At 70.7% G+C, this 20,897-nt stretch carries 22 protein-coding genes; 13 read left to right on the forward strand and 9 right to left on the reverse strand.

Going from position 1 to position 20,897, the window contains the following annotated elements; genetic code table 11:
* Position 1: 1 nt before the first annotated feature.
* The 3 genes from OG758_RS17070 (at position 2) to OG758_RS17080 (ending at position 1,691) form a co-directional block, all read left to right on the forward strand.
* The gene (locus OG758_RS17070; protein WP_326710814.1) at positions 2-547 is read left to right on the forward strand and encodes a flavin reductase family protein; all 546 of its coding nucleotides are present in this window, start codon (positions 2-4) and stop codon (positions 545-547) included.
* Positions 544-1,476, forward strand: coding sequence for an MBL fold metallo-hydrolase (locus tag OG758_RS17075; RefSeq protein WP_326710815.1), 933 nt, complete (start codon positions 544-546; stop codon positions 1,474-1,476). Before OG758_RS17070 ends, OG758_RS17075 begins: the two co-directional genes overlap by 4 nt.
* Before the next feature lie 65 nt (positions 1,477-1,541).
* Positions 1,542-1,691, forward strand: a complete 150-nt coding sequence (locus tag OG758_RS17080) for a hypothetical protein (protein ID WP_326710816.1) — start codon at positions 1,542-1,544, stop codon at positions 1,689-1,691.
* Positions 1,692-1,789: 98 nt separating this feature from the next.
* Here the strand turns inward: OG758_RS17080 and OG758_RS17085 are convergent, their stop codons facing one another.
* Positions 1,790-2,248 (reverse strand): nuclear transport factor 2 family protein, encoded by a 459-nt coding sequence (locus tag OG758_RS17085; protein WP_326710817.1) that lies wholly within the window; start codon positions 2,246-2,248, stop codon positions 1,790-1,792.
* A 147-nt stretch (positions 2,249-2,395) separates the two neighbouring features.
* Here OG758_RS17085 and OG758_RS17090 point away from each other — a divergent pair, with 147 nt between their 5' ends.
* Positions 2,396-3,391: a TAXI family TRAP transporter solute-binding subunit gene (locus OG758_RS17090; protein ID WP_326710818.1), complete on the forward strand. Its 996-nt coding sequence runs from the start codon at positions 2,396-2,398 to the stop codon at positions 3,389-3,391.
* 17 nt (positions 3,392-3,408) lie between these two features.
* Here the strand turns inward: OG758_RS17090 and OG758_RS17095 are convergent, their stop codons facing one another.
* Positions 3,409-4,815: a HAMP domain-containing sensor histidine kinase gene (locus OG758_RS17095; RefSeq protein WP_326710819.1), complete on the reverse strand. Its 1,407-nt coding sequence runs from the start codon at positions 4,813-4,815 to the stop codon at positions 3,409-3,411.
* A 9-nt stretch (positions 4,816-4,824) separates the two neighbouring features.
* The gene (locus OG758_RS17100) at positions 4,825-5,511 is read right to left on the reverse strand and encodes a response regulator transcription factor (protein WP_326710820.1); all 687 of its coding nucleotides are present in this window, start codon (positions 5,509-5,511) and stop codon (positions 4,825-4,827) included.
* Positions 5,512-5,804: 293 nt separating this feature from the next.
* Here OG758_RS17100 and OG758_RS17105 point away from each other — a divergent pair, with 293 nt between their 5' ends.
* The 7 genes from OG758_RS17105 to OG758_RS17135 all read left to right on the forward strand — a co-directional run bounded on the left by OG758_RS17105 (position 5,805) and on the right by OG758_RS17135 (position 12,217).
* Positions 5,805-6,581, forward strand: coding sequence for an amino acid ABC transporter ATP-binding protein (locus OG758_RS17105; RefSeq protein WP_326710821.1), 777 nt, complete (start codon positions 5,805-5,807; stop codon positions 6,579-6,581).
* A gap of 63 nt (positions 6,582-6,644) precedes the next feature.
* Positions 6,645-7,565 carry a glutamate ABC transporter substrate-binding protein gene (locus OG758_RS17110; protein ID WP_326710822.1) on the forward strand — a complete coding sequence of 307 codons (921 nt, stop codon included), beginning with the start codon at positions 6,645-6,647 and terminating at the stop codon, positions 7,563-7,565.
* Between the two features lie 135 nt (positions 7,566-7,700).
* Positions 7,701-8,348 carry an amino acid ABC transporter permease gene (locus OG758_RS17115; RefSeq protein WP_116509108.1) on the forward strand — a complete coding sequence of 216 codons (648 nt, stop codon included), beginning with the start codon at positions 7,701-7,703 and terminating at the stop codon, positions 8,346-8,348.
* Entirely contained in the window at positions 8,345-9,232 is an 888-nt protein-coding gene (locus OG758_RS17120; protein ID WP_326710823.1) for an amino acid ABC transporter permease, read from the forward strand. The genes OG758_RS17115 and OG758_RS17120 overlap by 4 nt, the downstream gene beginning before the upstream one ends.
* 185 nt (positions 9,233-9,417) lie before the next feature.
* Positions 9,418-11,025 carry an FAD-dependent monooxygenase gene (locus OG758_RS17125; protein WP_326710824.1) on the forward strand — a complete coding sequence of 536 codons (1,608 nt, stop codon included), beginning with the start codon at positions 9,418-9,420 and terminating at the stop codon, positions 11,023-11,025.
* Between the two features lie 209 nt (positions 11,026-11,234).
* A complete protein-coding gene (locus tag OG758_RS17130) occupies positions 11,235-11,768 on the forward strand; it encodes a cysteine dioxygenase (protein WP_326710825.1) in 534 nt (177 codons plus the stop codon).
* A 23-nt stretch (positions 11,769-11,791) separates the two neighbouring features.
* On the forward strand, positions 11,792-12,217 hold the full coding sequence (locus tag OG758_RS17135; protein ID WP_326710826.1) for a rhodanese-like domain-containing protein: 426 nt from the start codon (positions 11,792-11,794) through the stop codon (positions 12,215-12,217).
* A 77-nt stretch (positions 12,218-12,294) separates the two neighbouring features.
* On the opposite strand, the gene OG758_RS17140 is transcribed toward OG758_RS17135, so the two are convergent.
* From OG758_RS17140 to OG758_RS17160, 5 genes are all read right to left on the reverse strand, one after another.
* Positions 12,295-14,835 (reverse strand): FtsX-like permease family protein, encoded by a 2,541-nt coding sequence (locus OG758_RS17140; RefSeq protein WP_326710827.1) that lies wholly within the window; start codon positions 14,833-14,835, stop codon positions 12,295-12,297.
* Entirely contained in the window at positions 14,832-15,662 is an 831-nt protein-coding gene (locus OG758_RS17145; RefSeq protein WP_326710828.1) for a helix-turn-helix domain-containing protein, read from the reverse strand. Before OG758_RS17145 ends, OG758_RS17140 begins: the two co-directional genes overlap by 4 nt.
* Before the next feature lie 290 nt (positions 15,663-15,952).
* On the reverse strand, positions 15,953-16,717 hold the full coding sequence (gene recX / locus OG758_RS17150) for a recombination regulator RecX (RefSeq protein ID WP_326710829.1): 765 nt from the start codon (positions 16,715-16,717) through the stop codon (positions 15,953-15,955).
* A gap of 3 nt (positions 16,718-16,720) precedes the next feature.
* The gene (recA, locus tag OG758_RS17155) at positions 16,721-17,845 is read right to left on the reverse strand and encodes a recombinase RecA (RefSeq protein ID WP_326710830.1); all 1,125 of its coding nucleotides are present in this window, start codon (positions 17,843-17,845) and stop codon (positions 16,721-16,723) included.
* 346 nt (positions 17,846-18,191) lie between these two features.
* Positions 18,192-18,374, reverse strand: coding sequence for a hypothetical protein (locus tag OG758_RS17160; RefSeq protein ID WP_326710831.1), 183 nt, complete (start codon positions 18,372-18,374; stop codon positions 18,192-18,194).
* A 6-nt stretch (positions 18,375-18,380) separates the two neighbouring features.
* Here OG758_RS17160 and OG758_RS17165 point away from each other — a divergent pair, with 6 nt between their 5' ends.
* Positions 18,381-18,614: a hypothetical protein gene (locus OG758_RS17165; RefSeq protein WP_326710832.1), complete on the forward strand. Its 234-nt coding sequence runs from the start codon at positions 18,381-18,383 to the stop codon at positions 18,612-18,614.
* Positions 18,615-18,741: 127 nt separating this feature from the next.
* Positions 18,742-19,584 carry a hypothetical protein gene (locus tag OG758_RS17170; RefSeq protein WP_326710833.1) on the forward strand — a complete coding sequence of 281 codons (843 nt, stop codon included), beginning with the start codon at positions 18,742-18,744 and terminating at the stop codon, positions 19,582-19,584.
* A 21-nt stretch (positions 19,585-19,605) separates the two neighbouring features.
* On the opposite strand, the gene OG758_RS17175 is transcribed toward OG758_RS17170, so the two are convergent.
* Positions 19,606-20,874: an AI-2E family transporter gene (locus OG758_RS17175; protein WP_326710834.1), complete on the reverse strand. Its 1,269-nt coding sequence runs from the start codon at positions 20,872-20,874 to the stop codon at positions 19,606-19,608.
* Positions 20,875-20,897 lie beyond the last annotated feature (23 nt).

Consider the following 20,897-nt stretch of genomic DNA (forward strand, 5'->3'; position numbering starts at 1 on the left):
CATGACTGCTGTGACCGCCGGCGCGCTGCTGGCCGAACCCGACGTGGCCGCGTTCCGGGCCGCGATGGCCCGATTCCCGACGGGCGTCACCCTGCTCACCCAGGGGAGCGGCGACGAGACCGTCGTGATGACGCTCAACACCCTGACCTCGGTCTCGCTCGACCCGCTGCTGATCCTGGTGTCCGTCAAGGCCTCCGGCCGGATGCGCCCGCGGATATCGAGCTCGGGCAGTTTCGCCGTGAACGTGCTCGCCGAGGCGCAGCGTGATCTGGCGGTGGAGTTCTGCCGGCCCGACCGGCCGGAGGGCCGCGCCGCGATGCTGCGACTCGGTGCCGAGGAGGGCGTCACCGGCAACGCCGTACTGCCCGCCTCGGAGACGTACGTCGAGTGCGTGCTGGACGCGGAATACACGGCCGGCGACCACACGCTGCTGATCGGCCGGGTCGTCGCCCTTTCCGGCGGCTCCTCGTCCCCGGACCCGCTCCTGTTCCACCAGGGCACGTTCGGCCGCCTGTCGTCCGACGAGCAGCGGGGGGCGGCCGCGTGACGACGACCACAACGTCCTCGGTGGCGGCGCCGGGCCGGCTGCGGCAGGTCGCCGACGGGGTGTACGCCTTCGTCCAGCCGGAGGGCGGCTGGTGCCTGAACAACGCCGGTCTCGTCGCCGGCGGCGGCCAGGCAGTCCTGATCGACACCGCGGCGACCGAATCCCGCACCCGTCGGCTGAGGGAGGAGGTGGAGCGCGTCGTGCCGGGCGGCCCGGACTACGTCGTCAACACCCACTTCCACGGCGACCACACCTTCGGCAACGGCCAGTTCGCACCGCGTGCGGCCGTGGTGGCGCACGAGGGCACGCGGTCCGACACGCAGGAGGCGGGCCTCGGCCTGCGCCACCTGTGGCCGGACGTCGAGTGGGGCGAGACCCCGCTGACGCTGCCCACGCTCACCTTCCGGGACGAGCTCACCCTGCACGCGGACGGCGGTCTGCGCACCGAGCTCCTCCACGTGGGCCCCGCCCACACCGCGAACGACGTGATCGCTTGGGTGCCGGAGCGCGGCGTACTGTTCACCGGCGACGTGGTGTGGTCGGGGGTGACCCCGTACATCCTGATGGGCTCGGTCACCGGCTCGCTGCGGGCCCTGGAGCGGATGCGCGCCCTCGGTGCCTCCGTGGTCGTCCCCGGGCACGGTCCGGTCGGCGGCCCCGAGCTCCTCGACGCGACGGAGTCGTACGTCCGCTGGCTCCAGGACCTTGCGCGGGACGGCCTGCGGCGCGGCGTGGGCCCGCTCCAGGCGGCCCGGGAAGCGGACCTCGGCGCGTTCTCCGGGCTCCTGGACTCCGAGCGCCTGGTCGGAAACCTGCACCGCGCGTACGCAGAACTCGAGGGACTGGCACCGGGCGCCCGTATCGATGTCGCGGCGTCCTTCAAAGAAATGGTCGCCTTCCACGGCGCCCTGCCGTCCTGCCACGCCTGACCTCACACCCGAGAGGCCGAAACCCACGTACTGAGCCGAAACCGCCGTACTGAAAGGAGTCGTCGATGGAGACGATTCTGCTGGACCGCGAGACGCAGGTGGCACTGCCGTCGTACCTCGAGCTCCATGGAGTGCCGTGCCGGATACCTCTGCTGCTGGCAGGGGACCTCGACGACGACGGGAGTGAACCGCACATCTGCCGGAGCATCGACTGAGCTGCCGCCCCGGACGAGTCACCGGTCCGGCACATGGCCGAGGGGCCCCTGTCGAGGGGGCCCCTCGGCCATGTGCCGGACGTCCGGGTACCGGCCGGTCAGGAAGCCGCCGGGGCGACCGGGCTGTCGCGGTGGATGACGCGGGAGCGGGTCAGCAGCCCGCCGTCGCGGCGCACGAGCACGTCGTCGACGGTGAACGTCGGCTGGAAGGAGACCTTCCCTTCGCGGTCGGTCTGGGTGACCAGCGTGTAGTAGGAGACCCGGATGGTGTCCCCGTCCTGGGGGTCGGCCTCTATGAGGAGGTGGCCGAACCAGTGGCGTACGGCGATGTCCTTGTAACGCGGCAGGTTGGCGCGCATCCCGGCGATCATCTCCACCCGGCCGCTCTGACGCTGACCGCCCGCGTGGACGACCTCCCCGTCGTCGGTGAACGTGTCGGCGAAGCCCTCGATGTCCAGGGCGTCGACCCGTCGCATCTGCTGGGCGTAGAACGTCTGCACCTCGGCGTACAGGTCACCCGTGACCTGCTGGCGGAGGGTCCCGACGGACTGAGACATGGCGAACTCCCTTCGCGGCGGCCCTTCCGGCCGCCCGTCGTCGGCATCAGCCTGCCGGGCGCGGCTGCAGCGTCACTGGAGAGGCGCTCGCGGTGACCGGCCGGCGCCCCTGGCCAGCACGGTGAGTGAAATGGCAGGATCGCCCGCATGTCCAAGGCCCTCCCCCGTATCAGCAGGCGCCGAGCCCTGGAGGGCTCGGCCGCCGCCCTCGTGGTCCTCGGGCTGCTCCTGTGGTGGCTGCTGCCGCTGGACGACGGGAGGCCGGGGGGCAGCGTGACCATCAGTACGGGCCAGCGGACCGGGGTGTACGAGCGCTACGGCAATCTCCTCAAGACCGCGCTCGGCCATGACCTGCCGGACCTCGACGTGCGCCTGACGAACAGCGAGGGGTCCCAGGAGAACGTCGAGCGGGTCGCCACGGGGAAGGCCGACTTCACGATCGCGGCCGCCGACGCCGTGGAGAAGTACAAGCTTCAGGGCGGCGCCGGAGGGGACCGGCTGCGCGGCTGCGCCCGCCTGTACGACGACTACGTGCAGCTGGTCGTGCCCCGCTCGTCGTCGATCAGGTCGGTCAAGGACCTGCGCGGCCTCCGGGTCGCCGTGGGTGGCAGGGGTTCCGGGGTACGGCTCATCGCGGAGCGCGTGGTCGAGGCCGCCGGTCTCGACCTGGAGAAGGACATGAAGCCGGTCTCCACCGGGATCGACGGTATGCCCCAGGCGCTCAAGGACGGCGACATCGACGCCTTCTTCTGGTCAGGCGGCCTGCCGACGACCCATGTGCGCAAGCTGTCGGAGAAGTACCCCATCCGTCTCGTCGAGCTCGGCAACCTCGTCGACGCGCTGCACAAGCAGGGCGGCGCGTCCCGCTACTACCGGGCCGCGGTGATGCCCGCGGACGCCTATCCGGACGCGCAGCAGGGTGTCTCGGTGCCCACGCTGGCCGTGGCGAACCTGCTGGTCACGACGGACCGTGCGGACCCCCGCCTCACGGAGGCGCTGACGCGCACGGTGATAGACAGCCGCGATCACATCGGCACGCAGGTGCACGCGGCGCAGCTCGTCGACCTGCGGACGGCGCTCTACACGGACCCGCTGGCACTGCACGAGGGCGCCCGCCGCTACTACCGCTCGGTGAAGCCGTAGGGCCCTGACCCGCCGCCTCAGCCTTCCCGATGGGTCCGGGGCACCGCCACCGTCACGCGCAGCCCGTGCGGCTCGTGAGGGGCGTACGTGATGGAGCCGCCGCCCGCCGCGAGCAGCGCCCGCGAGATGGACAGGCCGAGGCCCGAGCCCTTGACGTTCTGGTGGCCGGCGCTGCGCCAGAACCGGTCGCCGATCCGCGCGAGTTCGTCCTCGCGCAGGCCCGGGCCCCGGTCCGCGACCACGATCTCCGTGGACTCTCCGTTACGGGCGACGCAGACCTTCACCTCCTCGCCGGAGGGGGTGAACTTCAGGGCGTTGTCGATCACCGCGTCCAGAGCGCTCGACAGCGTCACGGGGTCCGCCCAGCCGGTGACCGCGGGGCAGTCCTCGCTCAGCGTCACGCCCTTCTCGTCGGCGACCGGCCGCCAGGCGCCCACGCGTTCGGTCACCAGCTCGCCGATGTCCGTGAGCCGCAGGTCCGCCTCGGTGTGTTCGGCGAGGGCCAGGTCGAGGAGGTCGTCGAGGACCGAGGCGAGCCGCTTGCCCTCCGTGCGCACCGAGGCGATCTCCTCGTTCCCCTCGGGCAGTTCGAAGGCCAGGAGTTCGATGCGCAGGAGCAGGGCGGCGAGCGGATTGCGCAGTTGGTGCGAGGCGTCGGCGACGAAGGCGCGCTGCTGCTCCAGGACGTCCTCGACGTTGTCGGCCATCTCGTTGAACGACCGGGCCAGGCGCTGGAGTTCCGGCGGTCCGCCGGCCGAGGCGACGCGGGACTTCAGGCGTCCGGTGGCGATGTCGTGGGTGGTCGCGTCGAGGACGCGCACGGGCCGCAGGACCCAGCCCGTCAGCCGCAGCGCGGCGCCGACGGCCAGGAGCATCGCGGCCGCCTCGCCCGCCGCGATGAGCAGCCATCCCTGGAGCGTCTTGGAGCGCATCTTGCCGGTGGGCGAGTCGGTGACGACGACCGCGACGACGTCGCCGTCGCTGATGACCGGTGAGGCGACCACGAGTCGGCCGCGCTGCCAGGGCCACACCTGCTGGGGGTCGTGGCTGCCGCGCGAGAACAGGGCCTCGTCGAAGGCCTCGCGCACGACTCCGTCGCGGGGCAGCTGCCAGCCGTCCGGGGCGCGCCCCATGGGGTCGCTGTTGCGGTAGAAGACGCCCGCGCGGATCCCGTACACCTCGTAGTAGCGGGTGAGTTCGTTCTGCAGGGTCTGCTGGCGCTCGTCCGTGACGCGCACGCGGGAACCCGTCGAGCGCTTGGTGACGAACTGGGCCAGCGCGGCGAAGCGTGCCGTGTCGTCGATGCGGTCGACGACGACCTTCTGCTGCTGGGCGGCCGCCACGCTCACGGCGAGCGGGAAGCCGAGCGCGAGCAGCACGCCCGCCATGAGGACGATGAGCAGCGGGAGGAGGCGAGCGCGCACCCGCGGCCTCTAGGCGGCCGGCGCGACGAGCCGGTACCCGACGCCGCGCACGGTCTCGATGAGGGCGGGCATGCGCAGCTTGGAGCGCAGGGACGCGACATGCACCTCCAGCGTGCGGCCCGTCCCCTCCCAACTGGTGCGCCAGACCTCGCTGATGATCTGTTCCCGGCGGAACACCACCCCGGGGCGCTGCGCGAGCAGCGCCAGGAGGTCGAACTCCTTGCGGGTCAGTTGGACAACCGAACCGTCCACGCTGACCTGGCGGGTGGGCAGTTCGATGTGCACGGACCCGAGCCGCAGACCGTCCTCGGCCGACGCGGAGGTCTCGTCCGGCACGCTGCGCCGGCTGACCGCGTGGATGCGGGCGAGCAGCTCCCCGGTGTCGTACGGCTTCACCACGTAGTCGTCGGCGCCGAGGTTGAGGCCGTGGATGCGGGAACGTACGTCCGCGCGCGCGGTCACCATGATCACCGGTGTCGACGTGCGCTTGCGGATCTTGCCGCACACCTCGTAGCCGTCCTGGTCGGGCAGGCCGAGATCGAGGAGTACGACTCCGAAGGCGTCCGCCTCGGGGACGAGCGCCCGGAGCGCCTCCTCGCCGCTGCGGGCGTGCCTCACGTCGAAGCCGTGCCGGGCGAGGACCGCCGACAGAGCGGCGGCGACATGGTCGTCGTCCTCGACGAGAAGCAGTCTCATCACGGCCCCCTTCGGTTCATCGGTCGTTCGGCCCCGGCACTCCGGCGGGCGCTATTCGTGCACGCGCGTGCGGCTCACCAGGGCATCCACTCCGAAACATAAGGACGCCGTCAAGAGCGTTCCGGTTACCGGCCCCTTCCGTTATCCAGCCGGTACGCGCAGAGGCACCCTCTTCACACATCGTGGCCGGTTGAAGCCGGATCGTTATGCTCAAGTTCCCCTCAGATGTAATGACGCTGGTTGTACGGCATTACTACTGTCCTCCCAACCGAGGAGGATGGAGCAAGACCCCGATGACCGATGTATCGGTGACCAAGGACGCCATTCCCGCGGCCGACGAGCTGGTCGTGCTGAACCAAGTCAACAAGCACTTCGGCGCGCTGCACGTGCTGCAGGACATCGACCTGACCATCGCGCGTGGTGAGGTCGTCGTCGTCATCGGACCCTCGGGCTCCGGCAAGTCGACGCTGTGCCGCACGATCAACCGCCTGGAGACCGTCGACACGGGTGCCATCACGATCGACGGCAAGCCGCTGCCCCAGGAGGGCAAGGAGCTGGCCCGCCTCCGCGCGGACGTGGGCATGGTCTTCCAGTCCTTCAACCTCTTCGCGCACAAGACCGTGCTCGAGAACGTGATGCTGGGGCAGATCAAGGTCCGCAAGGCGGACAAGAAGGCGGCCGAGGCCAAGGCGCGCACCCTGCTCGACCGGGTGGGCGTCGGCACGCAGGCGGACAAGTACCCCGCGCAGCTCTCCGGCGGGCAGCAGCAACGCGTCGCGATCGCACGGGCGTTGGCGATGGACCCCAAGATCATGCTCTTCGACGAGCCGACGTCGGCCCTCGACCCGGAGATGATCAACGAGGTCCTCGAGGTCATGCAGCAGCTCGCCAGTGACGGCATGACGATGATCGTCGTCACCCACGAGATGGGCTTCGCGCGCTCGGCGGCCAACCGCGTGGTCTTCATGGCGGACGGACGGATCGTCGAAGAGGCCACCCCCGACCAGTTCTTCAGCAACCCGCGCAGCGACCGGGCCAAGGACTTCCTGTCGAAGATCCTGCACCACTGACGCCGACGCACGGGCGTCCGACTTTCCCACGGCCGAATTCTGCCGACACTAAGGATATTCCCCATGAAGCTCCGCAAGTCCGCCGCCGCGGCGGCCACTGTCGCCGTGCTCGCCCTCGCCGCCACCGCGTGCGGCGGAGACTCCGGCAACGCCGGTGACAAGCCCGCCGGCGGCGCCGGCGGCAAGGACCAGCCGAAGCTGCCCACGTACACGGTCGCCTCTGGCGTGAAGCTGGACTCCGCGACGCTGAAGCGGGCGCAGAAGGCCGGAAAGATCGTCATCGGCGCCAAGAACGACCAGCCGTACCTCGGTTTCCAGGACACCGACGGCAAGCGCTCCGGCTTCGACATCGAGATCGCCAAGATGGTCGCCGCCGACCTCGGCTTCAAGCCGTCGCAGGTCGAGTTCAAGACGATCGACTCGAACGTCCGTGAGACGACCATCTCCAAGGGCGAGGTCGACCTCTACGTAGGCACGTACACGATCAACGACGAGCGCAAGAAGCAGGTCGGTTTCGCCGGCCCGTACTTCATGGCCGGCGCCGACCTCCTCGTCCGCGGCGACGAGAAGGGCATCACGGGCCCGGACTCCGTCAAGGGCAAGACGGTCTGCTCCATCAAGGGCTCGACCCCGCTCCAGGAGATCAAGAAGTCCAAGTACGGCGCCAAGACCGTCGAGCTGTCCAAGTACTCCGAGTGTGTGCAGCAGCTGCTCAACAACGAGGTCGACGCCGTCACCACCGACGACGCGATCCTCAAGGGCTACGCCGCCCAGCGCCCGGGCAAGCTGAAGGTCGTCGGCAAGCCGTTCACCGAGGAGCCTTACGGCGTCGGCATGAACAAGGACGACAAGGTGCTGCGCGAGGCGGTCTCGAAGGCCATCGAGGCGCACGAGAAGAACGGCGACTACAAGAAGGCGTACGACGCGACGCTCGGCCTGTCCAAGTCCGCGTACACCGCGCCGCCGGCGCTCGAGCGCTACTGACGCGCTGACGGTGCGGGCCCCGGCCCGCACCGTACGACCCCCCGGCAGTGACCGGCCCGCCACGGGCGCAACCGCACAGTGCGCCCGTGGCACGGCCCTCGCTGCCTGTCCGCCGCCGCCCACGAGGACATCCCCGTGAACGTATTGCTCGACCATCTCGCGGAATTCCGCGAGGGGTTCATAGGCACCGTCCTGCTGACCCTGGCCAGCGGGCTCCTCGCGATGGTCCTGGGTGTCATCATCGCCGGGTTCCGTGTCTCACCCGTGCCCCCGCTGCGCTTCTTCGGCACCGCCTGGGTCACGCTCTTCAGGAACACCCCGCTGACCCTGCTCTTCCTTGTGGCGTGGTTCGTCGTTCCGGTCATCTTCATGCCGGGCCTCAGCCCGTGGGCCAAGGCCCTCATGGCGCTGGGCTTCTACACCTCGGCGTTCGTGTGCGAGGCCGTCCGGTCCGGCATCAGCACGGTGCCGCTGGGGCAGGCCGAGGCCGCCCGGTCCATCGGAATGACCTTCTTCCAGACGCTGCGCCTGATCATCCTTCCGCAGGCCACCCGCACCGTCCTGCCGCCGCTCAGCTCGATCTTCATCGCGCTGACGAAGAACTCGGCGATCGCGGGCGCGTTCAGTGTCACCGAGCTGTTCGGCGTGCAGAAGCTGCTCAGCGACCAGGGCTTCGCCATCGCCTGGATCTTCCTCTGGGTGGCTCTCGGCTACCTGGTCATCACCTTCACCATCAGCGGTCTCTTCCGGCTGCTCGAGCGGCGCATGGGGGTCGCACGATGAGTTCGAGCGTCCTGTACGACGCACCGGGCCCCAAGGCCCGGGTGCGCAACCGCATCTACACGGTCGTGGGCTCCCTGGCCGTGCTCGGCCTGATCGCGTTCACCCTCTACCGGATGAACGTCAAGGGGCAGCTGGAGCCCGAGGTCTGGAACATCTTCAACAACGCCGGTGTCCGGACGAGCATCCGCGACGGCGTGGTCACGACACTGAAGGTGTTCGCCGTCGCCGGCGTGCTCTCCCTGGTGCTCGGCCTGCTCCTGGCCGTCGCGCGCCTGTCCGAGCACAAGACGGTCCGCTGGGCCGCCACGGGCTTCATCGAACTGTTCCGCGCGATCCCGCTGCTGATCACGATCTACGCCCTGTGGTTCCTGTTCCTGACCTACAAGAACGGGCTCGGCGTCGTCGGCGACAACACCGCCTTCTGGGCGCTGGTCATCGGCCTGACCGTCTACAACGGCTGTGTGCAGGCCGAGGTGATCCGGGCGGGCGTCAACGCCGTGCCGCGCGGACAGGTGGAAGCCGCGTACGCGCTGGGGCTGCGTAAGTCGCAGGTCATGACGATGCTGCTGCTGCCGCAGGCCGTGCGCTCCATGCTGCCGACGATGATCAGCCAGCTCGTGGTGACCCTCAAGGACACCTCGCTCGGCTACATCATCACGTACAGCGAGCTGCTGTTCGCGGCCCGCACGATGGCCAGCAACATCATCGTCAACGGCGAGAACCCCATCACCGCGGTGGTCATCGTCGTCGGCGCGATCTACGTGGCACTGTGTCTGGCCCTGGCCGGGCTCGCCACCTGGATCGAGCGGCGCGGCCGTCGCGCGAAGACGGGCATCGCGGTGGCGGCCGCCACCGAGCCCTCCGTCGTGGACGGGACCGACTGACCCGCTCTGCAGAAGAACTGACGAGATGTGAGCAAACGGAGGCAGTGGCATGATCGCCACTGCCTCCGTCACTTGACGCAAGCACCCGCAATGGGTTGCATACGTTCTGTGATCGCGCACCCCGCTCCAACTGCCCTTTCTTGTACGCCTCCCACAGCACTCCCCGGGGCAGGAGGAGCCGCGCCGTGGACCCGGTGATCGTCGTCGGCGCCGGCCCCGTCGGGCTCACGCTCTCCCTCGCTCTCGCCCGCCAAGGCGTGCCCTCCGTCGTGCTCGACGAGGGCCCCGGCAAGGACGAACAGCGCCCCGCACGGACCGTGATCCTCCGCGAGGACACCGCCGCCCTCGTGGAGCGGCTCGCCCGGACGTCGTTCGACGCGACCGGCTCACGCTGGACCGGCTGGCGTTCCCTGCGGCGCAAACAGGTGATGCGGGAGCTCACCTTCGGTGAGCAGATGCCCTCACCCCTGCATCTGGCCCAGCACGAGCTGACGGGCGCCCTGCGGGAGGCCGCCGCCGGCGAGCGGCTCATCAAGATCGCCGTGAACAGCCGTCTCGACTCGATCGAGCAGGAGAGCGGCGCACTGACCGCGCACACCCGCGGCCCGAAGGGCACCTGGTGGCGCGGGAGCTTCCTGGTGGGCTGCGACGGCCCGCGCTCCACGGTCCGCAAGCTGCTCGACATCCGCTTCCCCGGCCGCACGTCCGTCGAGCGGCACGCCGTCGCCGCGCTGCGCACGGACCTTCCCTGGCCCGGCGAGGCGTTGCTTCATCGGAGCCTTCCCTGGCGGACGTCGGGCCTGTCCGGCGGGGAGGTCGTCGGCCGCCCCCTCGCCGACGGCGTATGGCGCCTCGACTGGCTGCTGCCGCCCCGCAGCGAGCTGGTCACGCCCGACATCCTGGTGACCCGCATCCGGGAGACGCTGGCCGGCTGGTGCGCCGGCTCGACACCGCCCTACGAGCTGCTGGACACAGGGGTGCACACGGTTCACCACCGCCTGGCCCGGCGGTGGCGGGTCGGCCGGGTCTTCCTCGCCGGGGACGCGGCGCACCTGCTCGGCGCGCTCGGCACCCAGGGCCTCGACGAGGGCCTGCGGGACGCGGACAACCTCGCCTGGAAGCTGGCCCTCGCCTGGCACGACGGCCCGCACGAGTCGCTCCTCGACAGCTATCAGGCCGAGCGCCGCGCCGTCGTCGCGGGCCGCCTGCGCGCCGCCGACCAGGCACTGCCGATACTGCGGGGCGGCAAGGGGCTGCGCTCGTACGTCGCCGGATCCACACGCGGCCATGACGCGCTGCTCACGGACGGCCATCTGGGGCACGGGGCGCTGGGCGCTCCGGGGGCGTACGCCGAATCGCCTCTCGCGCCGGAGCCCTCCGAGGCGGCGGTCGACGTGGGTACGGCTCCGGGCGCGCCCGTCCGGGACGTGCGGGTCACGGCCCCCGACGGGTCCTTCGTCCGGCTGCGCGACCGGCTCGGCCTCGGGCACCTGCTCGTCGTCCTGATCGCGCCCGGCACGGGTGTGTGGGAGCGGCGGCACTGGGTCTCGGCCGGGGTCATGCCACGGCTGGCGGCCGCCGTCACGGCCCTGCCGCACGAGGCGGAGCTGCTGGTCGCGGAGAGTTACCCGGGCGCCCTGGCGCACTCCGTTCTGCTTGTGCGCCCGGACGGCCACCTGGTCACGGCCCTGAGCGGGGTGCATCCCGCTCAGCTGTACGCGGCCGCGCAAGCCGCGCTCGGGGGGCCCGTGGAGGACGGCGCGAAGGCCGGGAGCGCCGCCCGAACAAGTTGACCGACCCCCTCCGCCATGGTCTACTCCGGAGCATGACCGACACCGATGTGCGCCTGTGGCGGAGGGTCCATATGGACCTCGTCCGCTATGTGGGCTGCGTGTGTCGCCCGTCCTGCTGAATTCGCCTCTCCCCTCTGCGCGCCCCCCTTTCCCCGGGTTCACCGGTTCTTCTGGGCCTTCCCGCGCGCTTTCCGCGAACCTTCAGGACGGTGTCCGTGTCTGTCTCAGCCAACCCTTCCCTGGTGACCACCGCGCCCACGCAGCGTGACCTCCTCGACTTCGTACGCCGTACCGCCGAGGACCACGAACTCATCGCCTCGCTCCCGCTGGACCCCGAGGGCCGCACATGGGTGCGGCTCGAAGGGCCCGGCGGCAGCGAGGCCTGGCTCATCGGCTGGCCGCCCGGCACCGGCACCGGCTGGCACGACCACGCCGAATCCGTCGGCGCCTTCCTCACGGCGTCGGGCGAGCTCAAGGAGCACTCACTCGCGGCCCGGCTGCCCGCCGACGGCTGGAAGACGCTCGAGCTGTCCGAAGACGTGGACCGCGAACGGACGTTGGCCGCGGGCCAGGGCAGGGCCTTCGGGCAGCACCATGTGCACGAGGTTCTCAACGAGAACACGAGCGAGCACGCGATCTCCGTGCACGCCTACCACCCGCCGCTCCCGCAGATCCGCCGCTACAGCCGCACGGGCGCGGTGCTGCGGCTCGAGACGGTCGAGCGGCCGGAGGACTGGCAGTGAGCGGAGGGGACAGGGTGGGTGACGTGACTGCTGGGGTGAGTGATGTGAGCGGGTCGCGCGGTGAACGGCCCGAGGGCATCGACGAGTTGCTCGACCGGGTGCGCCTCGGCCTGGACCGGGTCGAGGCCGATGAGGCGTACACGGCCGCCACGGCGGGCGACGCGCTCCTCGTCGACATCCGCTACGCGGCGCTGCGCGAGCGGGACGGGCTGATACCCGGAGCACTCGTGGTGGAGCGCAACGAACTGGAGTGGCGGCTCGATCCGCAGGGCAGCCATCGCGCGGCCGAGGCCACGAGCCACGATCTGCGCGTCGTGGTCGTCTGCAACGAAGGCTACGCGTCGAGCCTCGCCGCGATCTCCCTGCGGCAGTTGGGGCTGCACCGGGCCACGGATCTGGTCGGCGGCTTCCAGGCGTGGAAGGCGGCGGGGCTGCCGGTGGCCGGGTGACGGTCGCGTGCGGCTGCAGGAGTACGTGAGGGTGGGCGCCCCCGGTGTAAGGGGCGCCCACCATTGCGTACTGCCCCTTACTCCTTGGCTGTTGCCACCTCTACCGGTCGGGGCCTCAGGGCGGCGCGGCCGGGCAGCGCGGTCGCGGTGAGCGCGAGGAGTCCGGCGGCGGCGACCACTGCCACGTAGACGAGGGGTGTGACGGCGGGGGCGGCGCTGCCGGTCATGCCGACGCTGAACGCCGACAGGACGGCCAGTGCGATACCGCTGCCCAGGGCCGTGCCGATGAACAGCACGGCGAGGGCCTCGGTGCGCAGCATCCTCAGGACCTGACGGCGGGTGGCGCCGGCGAGGCGGAGCATCGCGAACTCCCGGATGCGTTCGGAGACCGACATCGCGAGGGTGTTGACGACGGCGATCGCGGTGAACGCGAGGATCAGGCCCATGGCGAGGAGGTTGACCTCGGCGTTGTCCTGCTGGCGTTCGGCCTGCAGGTCGTCGGCCGCCTCGGGAGCGAGGACGCGCAGACCGGGGAACTCCCGGACGGTGCTCGTGAGTTGTTCCTGTGTACGGCTGGTCCTGACGAGCACGGAGGAGGCGAGGGGATTGTCGACGTGCCGGGCCACCAGGTCATGGGCCAGGGTCAGATCGCCGAAGCCGAGACCCTTCGCGTAGACGGCCGCCACGATGAGGGTGGCCGGCGTGCCGTCCCCGAGTGTCAGCTTCAGCCTGCCGCCTGGCTTCACGTGGAGCTGATCGGCGGCGAGTTCGCTGACGGCGACGCCGTCCCGCCGGAAGCCCTTCAGTGATCCCGCGGTGACGTCCGGGTCCCACGTACGTGTGAGGCCTTCGCGGGTGACGCCCTGAGCCGGGTACTTGTCGAGTCCTACGCGCACGGTGGTACGGACGACCTCGGTCGCGACGGTGCCCTTGGCGGTACGGAGCCTGCGTGCGGCCTCGGCGGGGACGCCGGGGCCTTGGGCCGCGACGATCCAGTCGGCCCGGATCCCTTCGCGCGCCTGAGCCCGTGCCGCGTTGCCCAGGGTCGGCTGGGTGAAGAGGACGGTGCAGGTCATGCCGATGAGGAGGGCGAGCGGGGTGACGGCGGCGGCCATGCGGGCGGCGTTGCCGCGGAGGTTGGCGACGGCCAGCTTGCCGCCGGGCCCGGTGAGGCGCAACGGTCCGGCCAGGAGGACCGCTGCGCCCTTCACGAGGAGCGGGCCGAGCAGTGCGACGGAGGAGGTGAGGACGACAACAGCCAGGAACGTCACGGGAGTTGACGCCGGTTCGGTACGCAGCACGCTGAGTACGGCGACGAGGACAGCGCCGCCCGCGAGAAGCGCGATCCCGGCTGCGACGCGACCCCAGGCCGGCCGGGCACGCTCGGCCCTGGCCTCCGTGAGTGCTTCAGCCGGGCGGATACGGGCGATGCGCCGGGCCGAGATCCGGGCGGCGGCCCAGGCTCCGAGGAGCGTGGCGCCGACGGCCGCGAACAACGGGAAGACACTGACGGTCCGTTCGAGGGTCGGCGGCACCGCTCCGAGTTCGACGAACCGGTGATACAGCCACCCTCCGAGAGGAAGCCCGGCGAGGGAGCCGAGGACACCCGCGGCGGCGCCGACGATGAGCGCCTCACGGCCCAGGAGCTTGCGGATCTGCCCGGGCGTGGCCGCGATGGCGCGCAACAGGGCGAGTTCGCGGTGGCGTTGCTGAACGGAGAGCGCGAAGGTGCCGACGACGACGAGGACCGCGACGAGGAGGGAGGTGCCGCCCATCGCGCCACCCATGCTGACGAGCTTGATGCGGGCACCCGCTGCGTCGAGGAACTCGACGGGGCCACGGGCGTCGCCGGTGGTGACCTGGGCGGTCGTGCCGTCGAGTGCCTTGGCGACGGCACGCGCCAGCTCTGCCGGCTTCTGGCCGGGGGCGGGGATGACGCCGAGGGCGGTGACCTGGCCGTGGTGGTCGGCGAGGCGGCGGGCCTCCGAAGTGGTGAAGAACAGGGAGGTCTGGTGAGTCACTGACGCATGCCCGGCGGGCGCGGCGATCCCGGTGACGCGGTAGGTGCGCGGAGCTTGGGTGGACTGGACGGTGAGGCTGTCTCCGGGCGTCAGGTGGGCACGGTCCGCCAGGTCCCGGTCCACTACGAGGTCTTGGGACTTGGCGGGTGGGGTCCCGGCTGTCAGGGCGTAGGGGGTCAGCGCGGCGGAGTCCCAGGCGTGGCCGTACGCGGGCCTGTCGGGGGCGGCGGCTCCGGGCGCCAAGGGCTGTGCCAGGAAGGTGAGTTCGGGGACGATCCGCTCGACGCCCGGGAGGTCGCGGAGCCGTCCCGCGGTGTCCTCGGGCAACCAGGCCCGCTCGGCAATGGGTTTGGCCTTGTGCTTGACCTTGGTCTTGCCCTTCTTGTGCTTGACCGTGGTCTTGTGGACGTTCTGGTCGGCGGAGACGACTACGGGGGCGGCCGCGTACCGCTCGGTGCGGATGGTGCCGCGCAGACCGGTCTCCAGAAGGGTGCCGCAGGCCGTGATGAGGGCGGCCGCGCACATGAGGGCGAGGAAGGCACCGAGGAACCCCCCTTTGCGGTCCCGGACGGTGTGCAGTGCGTAGCGCAGCATCATGGCGTGTCCGTCTCTGTGGTGGTGTGGGGGGCCGGGATTTCCTCGGCCGGGGCCTGACTTCCGCCGGCGGGAGCCTGGTGCGCCGGGGGGTCGGCGGCGGGAGCCTCGTACGCCGGATCCTGGCGCGCCGGGGGGTCGCCGGCGGAGGGCCGGTGCTCCGGAGCCTGGTGCGCCGGAGCGCCGTCGGCGCGGGTGCCGTCGAGGCGGGTGCCGTCGGCGCGTGCGTCATCGGCGCGGGCCGGCGCCGGGAAGGCGAGCAAGCGGGTCAGGACGGTGCGTGCGCCGTCCGGTGTCTCGCTGTCGGGGCGCTTGTAGCGGTTGAGGAGGTCGATGAACTCCTCGAAGAACGCGCGGAGTTCGGGCAGCGTGAGCCGGATCGTGCCGCGCGAGTAGGGGAAGGCGTCGGCCCACTCCCCCAGGTCCTGCCCCTGCCGCTGGAGCCGCTCGAAGAGTTCGAGGTCGGCGGCGTACGAGAGGTGGTTCAACTCGTCCATGACGAGCCGGGTTTCGGGGTTCTGGCGGCTCCGGGGCGGGAAGCGGCGGTCACCCGGGACGGCTCGCCACCAGCGCTCACGCCCACCCACGCTCCGGCCCTGGGTCGAGCTCTCCTCGGTGAATCCGTAGCGGGCCAGCTCACGCAGGTGGTAGCTGGTGGCGCCGGTGTTCATCCCGAGGTCGCGGGCCAGCATCGCGGAGGTCGCGGGGCCGTGGAGGGTGAGGTGCTGGAGGATCTGCTGGCGGCGGGGCTGAGCCAGCGCCTTCAGAGCGCTGAGATCGCTCAGCTCCTGGCCGCCGGCGGGAGTGGCGGAGCCGGGTTCCGGTGTCATGCGTACACACTCGCCTGTGCACACATCCCTGTGCACTGCGGCGACCAGGCGTCATGACCCGGGGGTTAACCCCACCTGGGTGAGGGCGAGTTCGGCGTCGGACCCCCGTACCGACGCCGCCCTCTCCCTCACCCGGCGGAGCTCAGCAACCCATTCACCCGGCCGAGCTCGAAAGCCCCTCGCCAGGCGGACGCGGCCGCAATCGCCGCGTCGGCTCGAAAGCCCCTCACCAGGGGGAGCTCAGAAATCCCCTCGCCCAGGGGCTCGGAAGTCCCCCGACGGGGGGGAGCTCAGAAATCTCCCAGCCCGAGGTCCTCGGTCTCCTCGCCCTCTTCCTCCACGGCCTGACGGACCACCCTGAGCGCCATGCCCTCCGGGTATCCCTTGCGGGCGAGCATGCCCGCGAGGCGGCGCAGGCGCTTGTCGCGGTCGAGGCCACGTGTGGAGCGGAGCTTGCGGGCCACGAGCTCGCGGGCGGTCTCCTCCTCCTGCTCGGAGTCGAGCTGCCCGACGGCCTCGTCGATCACCGCCGAGTCCACCCCCTTGGTCCGCAGCTCCCGGGCGAGCGCCCGCCGGGCCAGCCCCCGGCCGTGATGGCGAGACTCCACCCAGGCATCCGCGAAGGCGCCGTCATTGATCAGACCGACCTCCTCGAAGCGGGACAGCACTTCCTCCGCCACCTCATCGGGGATGTCCCGCTTCGCCAGCGCGTCGGCGAGCTGCTTGCGCGTGCGCGGTTGCCCGGTGAGCAGGCGCAGGCAGATGCCGCGCGCCCGCTCCGCCGGGTCCGCAGGCGGCTCCCCCTTCTCAGCCCTCGACGAGGACGGGGAGCCGCTGTCCTGTTGCCCTCCGGCAGCTTCGCCGAAGCCGCCGCGCCGCCGACGGCTGCGCCCGCTGCCACGGGTACCGCCACCGCCCCATGCCCCGTCGCCGTCACTCGGTCCGTCGCCGTCACGCGGCGCCCCGTGCCCGTCCGGGTCACCCGGGCCCCCGTCGCCCAGATCCGTCGGAGAGGCGGGGTAGGCGTGATCGGCCCAGTCGGTTCGTCGCGTCACGGACTAGCTCTTGGCCGCCGCGGCCTTGGACTTGGTGGCCTTGCTCGCGGGCGCGGGCACCGACTTGGCCGCGTCCTCGGCGGGGGTGGCACCCGCCGCGTCGGCACCGGGCTCGGCCGTGGGCGCCTCCGGCTTCACACCGACGCCCAGCTTCTCCTTGATCTTCTTCTCGATCTCGTTGGCCAGGTCGGGGTTGTCCTTCAGGAAGTTGCGCGCGTTCTCCTTGCCCTGGCCGAGCTGGTCACCCTCGTACGTGTACCAGGCGCCGGCCTTGCGCACGAAGCCGTTCTCCACGCCCATGTCGATCAGGCCGCCCTCGCGGCTGATGCCCTGGCCGTAGAGGATGTCGAACTCGGCCTGCTTGAAGGGCGGCGCGACCTTGTTCTTGACGACCTTGACGCGCGTGCGGTTACCGACCGCGTCGGTGCCGTCCTTCAGCGTCTCGATGCGGCGGATGTCGAGTCGCACCGAGGCGTAGAACTTCAGCGCGCGGCCACCGGTCGTCGTCTCCGGCGAGCCGAACATGACGCCGATCTTCTCGCGCAACTGGTTGATGAAGATCGCGGTGGTCTTCGACTGGTTGAGCGCGCTGGTGATCTTCCGGAGCGCCTGGCTCATCAGACGGGCCTGCAGACCCACGTGCGAGTCGCCCATCTCGCCCTCGATCTCCGCGCGCGGCACCAGGGCGGCGACGGAGTCGATGACGATCAGGTCGAGCGCGCCGGAGCGGACCAGCATGTCGACGATCTCGAGCGCCTGCTCACCGTTGTCCGGCTGGGACAGGATCAGGTTGTCGATGTCCACGCCGAGCTTCTTGGCGTACTCGGGGTCCAGCGCGTGCTCGGCGTCGATGAAGGCCACCGAGCCGCCGGCCTTCTGGGCGTTCGCCACTGCGTGCAGCGTCAGGGTCGTCTTACCGGAGGACTCCGGGCCGTACACCTCCACCACACGGCCCCGCGGCAGGCCGCCGACGCCGAGGGCCACGTCGAGCGCGGTCGACCCGGTGGGGATGACCTCGATGGGCTCATTCGGCCGCTCGCCCATGCGCATCACTGCGCCCTTGCCGAATTGCCGTTCAATCTGTGCGAGCGCGGCGTCGAGCGCCTTCTCGCGGTCAGTTCCTGCCATGGGTTCCACCCGATTTGCTTGAGTCGATCGCTTCACGTCAAAGACGCTAACGCCTGCCACTGACAATCGGCCTCGACGCCCGTCCGCCTGTGGATAACTCGAGGCTCACAGCCCGGCCACTCCCACCGAGATCCCCGAAAACACTGGGGAGAGAGCCGCCGGACACTCCATAAGAATGGATGTTCGATTTTGGTGTCAAGCGCACCACGCACACCACGCGCCCTGCGATGCGGGGCTCGTGGACTCTGGCGCTCCCCGAGGCGGCTCCGGGGCTCCCCGAGGGGCCTGGAGGTCCGTAGATGCCCTTGCCCCTGCACCGCAAGGACCGCGGTGCTGTCCTTCGCCCTCATCCTCTCTCTGGCGGGGTGCGGGCGGGATACGAGCGCTCCGGGAAGGCCTCGCCCACGCCCGCTTCGCCCATCCCGGCCTCGCCGTCCGCCGGCCTGCCGGAGGGGGAGAGCCGGCGCAGCGCGTACGTCAGCGAGTCCGACGACACCGAGATCATGGACGTCGCCGCCGCCTGTGCCACCGACGGATGGGCGATCGATCGCGACAGAGCCCATGTGAGCACCGCCACCGAGAAGACCGGCGGCACTCGACCTTCTTCCTCCACTACGACGGAAAGTCGTGGCAGAAATACGAGGCCGCTGCCGAGCTGTCGAAGCTCACCGCTCTCGGCCTGACCGTCCTGGAGACGTCCGGGCCGGACATACCGAGAGCCCGGCCTCCACCCGGCAGCCTTCTTGAGCCCGGCCCGGCCGCCCTCTGAAGCCCGGCCCATCACCGACAGTCCCGCGGATACCTGCCTTGCTGCCCGGCGGGTACTCCCCCCGGCGTACGAGCGGTGCCTTCGGCCGGGGGACGACGGCACGGTCCCCGATCGCGAGGCTTGTGCCATGGAGAACGTGCAGAACCACCGCCCGGGGATCCCGCAGGACCAGCTCCCGGAGCACCCACGGGACCGCCGCCCCCTGTCCGGCGCGGTACGCGACCTGTGGCGCGCCACCCGCCCTTCCGAGCGCCTCTGCTACGCCACCGGCGCAGTTCTGACCCTCTCCGGCCTCGCCCATCTGCTGGTCTTCGCGGTCGACGGAGGGCCGTGGGACGGACCCGTCTCGTGGCGCAAGCCGGTCACGTTCGGGGTCTCCTTCGGCCTGACGCTGATCGCGCTCACCTGGGTGACGTCGTATCTGCGGATCGGCGCCCGCACCAGGAACGTCCTGCTCGTCGTGTTCGCCGCCGACTGTGTCCTGGAGGTCGGCGGGATCACCCTCCAGGCTTGGCGGCGGGTGCCGTCGCATCTCAACATGGAGTCCGGCTTCGACACCGCCGTGTCCATGTCCCTCGCGGTGGGCGGCGGGATCCTGGTCGTGCTGCTCTCCGTGTTCGCGGTCGCCTCGTTCCGGCGCCGGCCGTCGGGGCCCACGGGGATGCGGCTCGCACTGCGGTGGGGGTTCGCGATTCTGCTCGTCGCCCTGGCGTCCGGCGCCGCGATGATCGCGCGCGGGGTGATCCTCACCAAGACCGGCCACCAGGAGGCGGCCTACCACTCGACCGCGCCTCTCAAGCCGCTGCACGGCGTCAGCCTGCACGCCGTACTCGTCCTGCCCGCACTGGCCTGGCTCATGTCCCGTACGGCATGGAGCGAGAGGACCAGGAACGGCGTGATGCGCGGTGCGGTCGCCTGCTACGCGGCCGCGGTCGCCGCCGCCGGGATCTGGGCGGCGATCACCTACTGAGCACCCTCTGTCGGTAGCCGTCTACCGGGAGCCGTCCCGAGCATTCTCCCCGTCCGCTCCCGGCCCCGGCACCACTTCGGCCCGCGGATCGTCCGGCCTGCGCAGGGCGGCCCGCATGCGCCCGAGGAGTGACGAACCGGATCTGGTGCGGTGGCCGTGCACCCGCGGGTCGTCCGTGACGTCGTAGCGCTTCACGTACGCCCCGAGGAAGGCCTGCAGCGTCGCCACCGCGGGGATGGCGATCAGCGCGCCGACCGCGCCGAGGAGCGCCGTGCCCGCGATGACGGAGCCGAAGGCGACCGCCGGATGGATGTCCACGGTCTTCGCCGTCAACTTGGGCTGAAGCACATAGTTCTCGAACTGCTGGTAGACGACCACGAAGATCAGCACCCACAGCGCGTACCAGGGGTCGACCGTGAAGGCGATCAGCATGGGCAGGGCGCCCGCCAGATACGTGCCGATGGTCGGGATGAACTGGGACACCAGGCCGACCCAGACGGCGAGCACGGGCGCGTAGGGCACGCCCAGGGCCTCGAGCAGGATGTAATGCGCGATCCCGGAGATCAGTGCCATCAGGCCGCGCGAGTAGAGATAGCCGCCGGTCTTGTCGACCGCGATCTCCCAGGCGCGCAGCACCTCCGCCTGCTTGGCGGGCGGCAGCACCGAGCACAGGGCGCGCCGGAGCCGGGGGCCGTCGGCGGCGAAGTAGAACGAGAACAGCAGTATCGTCAGCAGCCGGAACAGGCCTCCGAGGACCTGCCCCGACACGTCAAGGACGCCGCTCGCGCTGTTCTGCACGTACTTCTGGAGCCAGTCGGAGTGGAGCAGACTGTCCTGGACGGCGACCCTGCTCAGGTCCGTGTGGAACGTCTGGTTGATCCAGTTGATCACCGAGTCGAGGTACTCGGGAAAGTCCTCGACCATGCTGACGATCTGGCCCGCGAGCATCGAGCTGAGCAGGACCACGAAACCCGCGCCGGCGACCATGACGCCCAGGAAGACGACCCCGGTGGCCATCCCCCGGCGCATGCCGCGCCCGGCCATCCAGCTGACGGCAGGCTCCACGGCGAGCGCCAGGAAGAACGCGATCAATACGTTGATCAACAGCCCGGTGAGCTGGTGGAACGCCCAACTGCCCAGCTGAAAACAGGCGATGAGGGCCAGGGCGAGCACCATGGCGCGCGGCAGCCAGCCCGGCATCCGCGCTCGCGCGGCCCCGCCCTCAGGGGGCGTCCGGCCGGGCGGAGAGGCGTCGGATGTCGCCAGCAAGGTCTCGTCTGTGGGTGCCACGGAGCCAGTCTCGCCCACGCCAC

The sequence above is a fragment of the Streptomyces sp. NBC_01474 genome, from assembly GCF_035918215.1.
GTDB classification, from domain to species: domain Bacteria; phylum Actinomycetota; class Actinomycetes; order Streptomycetales; family Streptomycetaceae; genus Streptomyces; species Streptomyces aureus.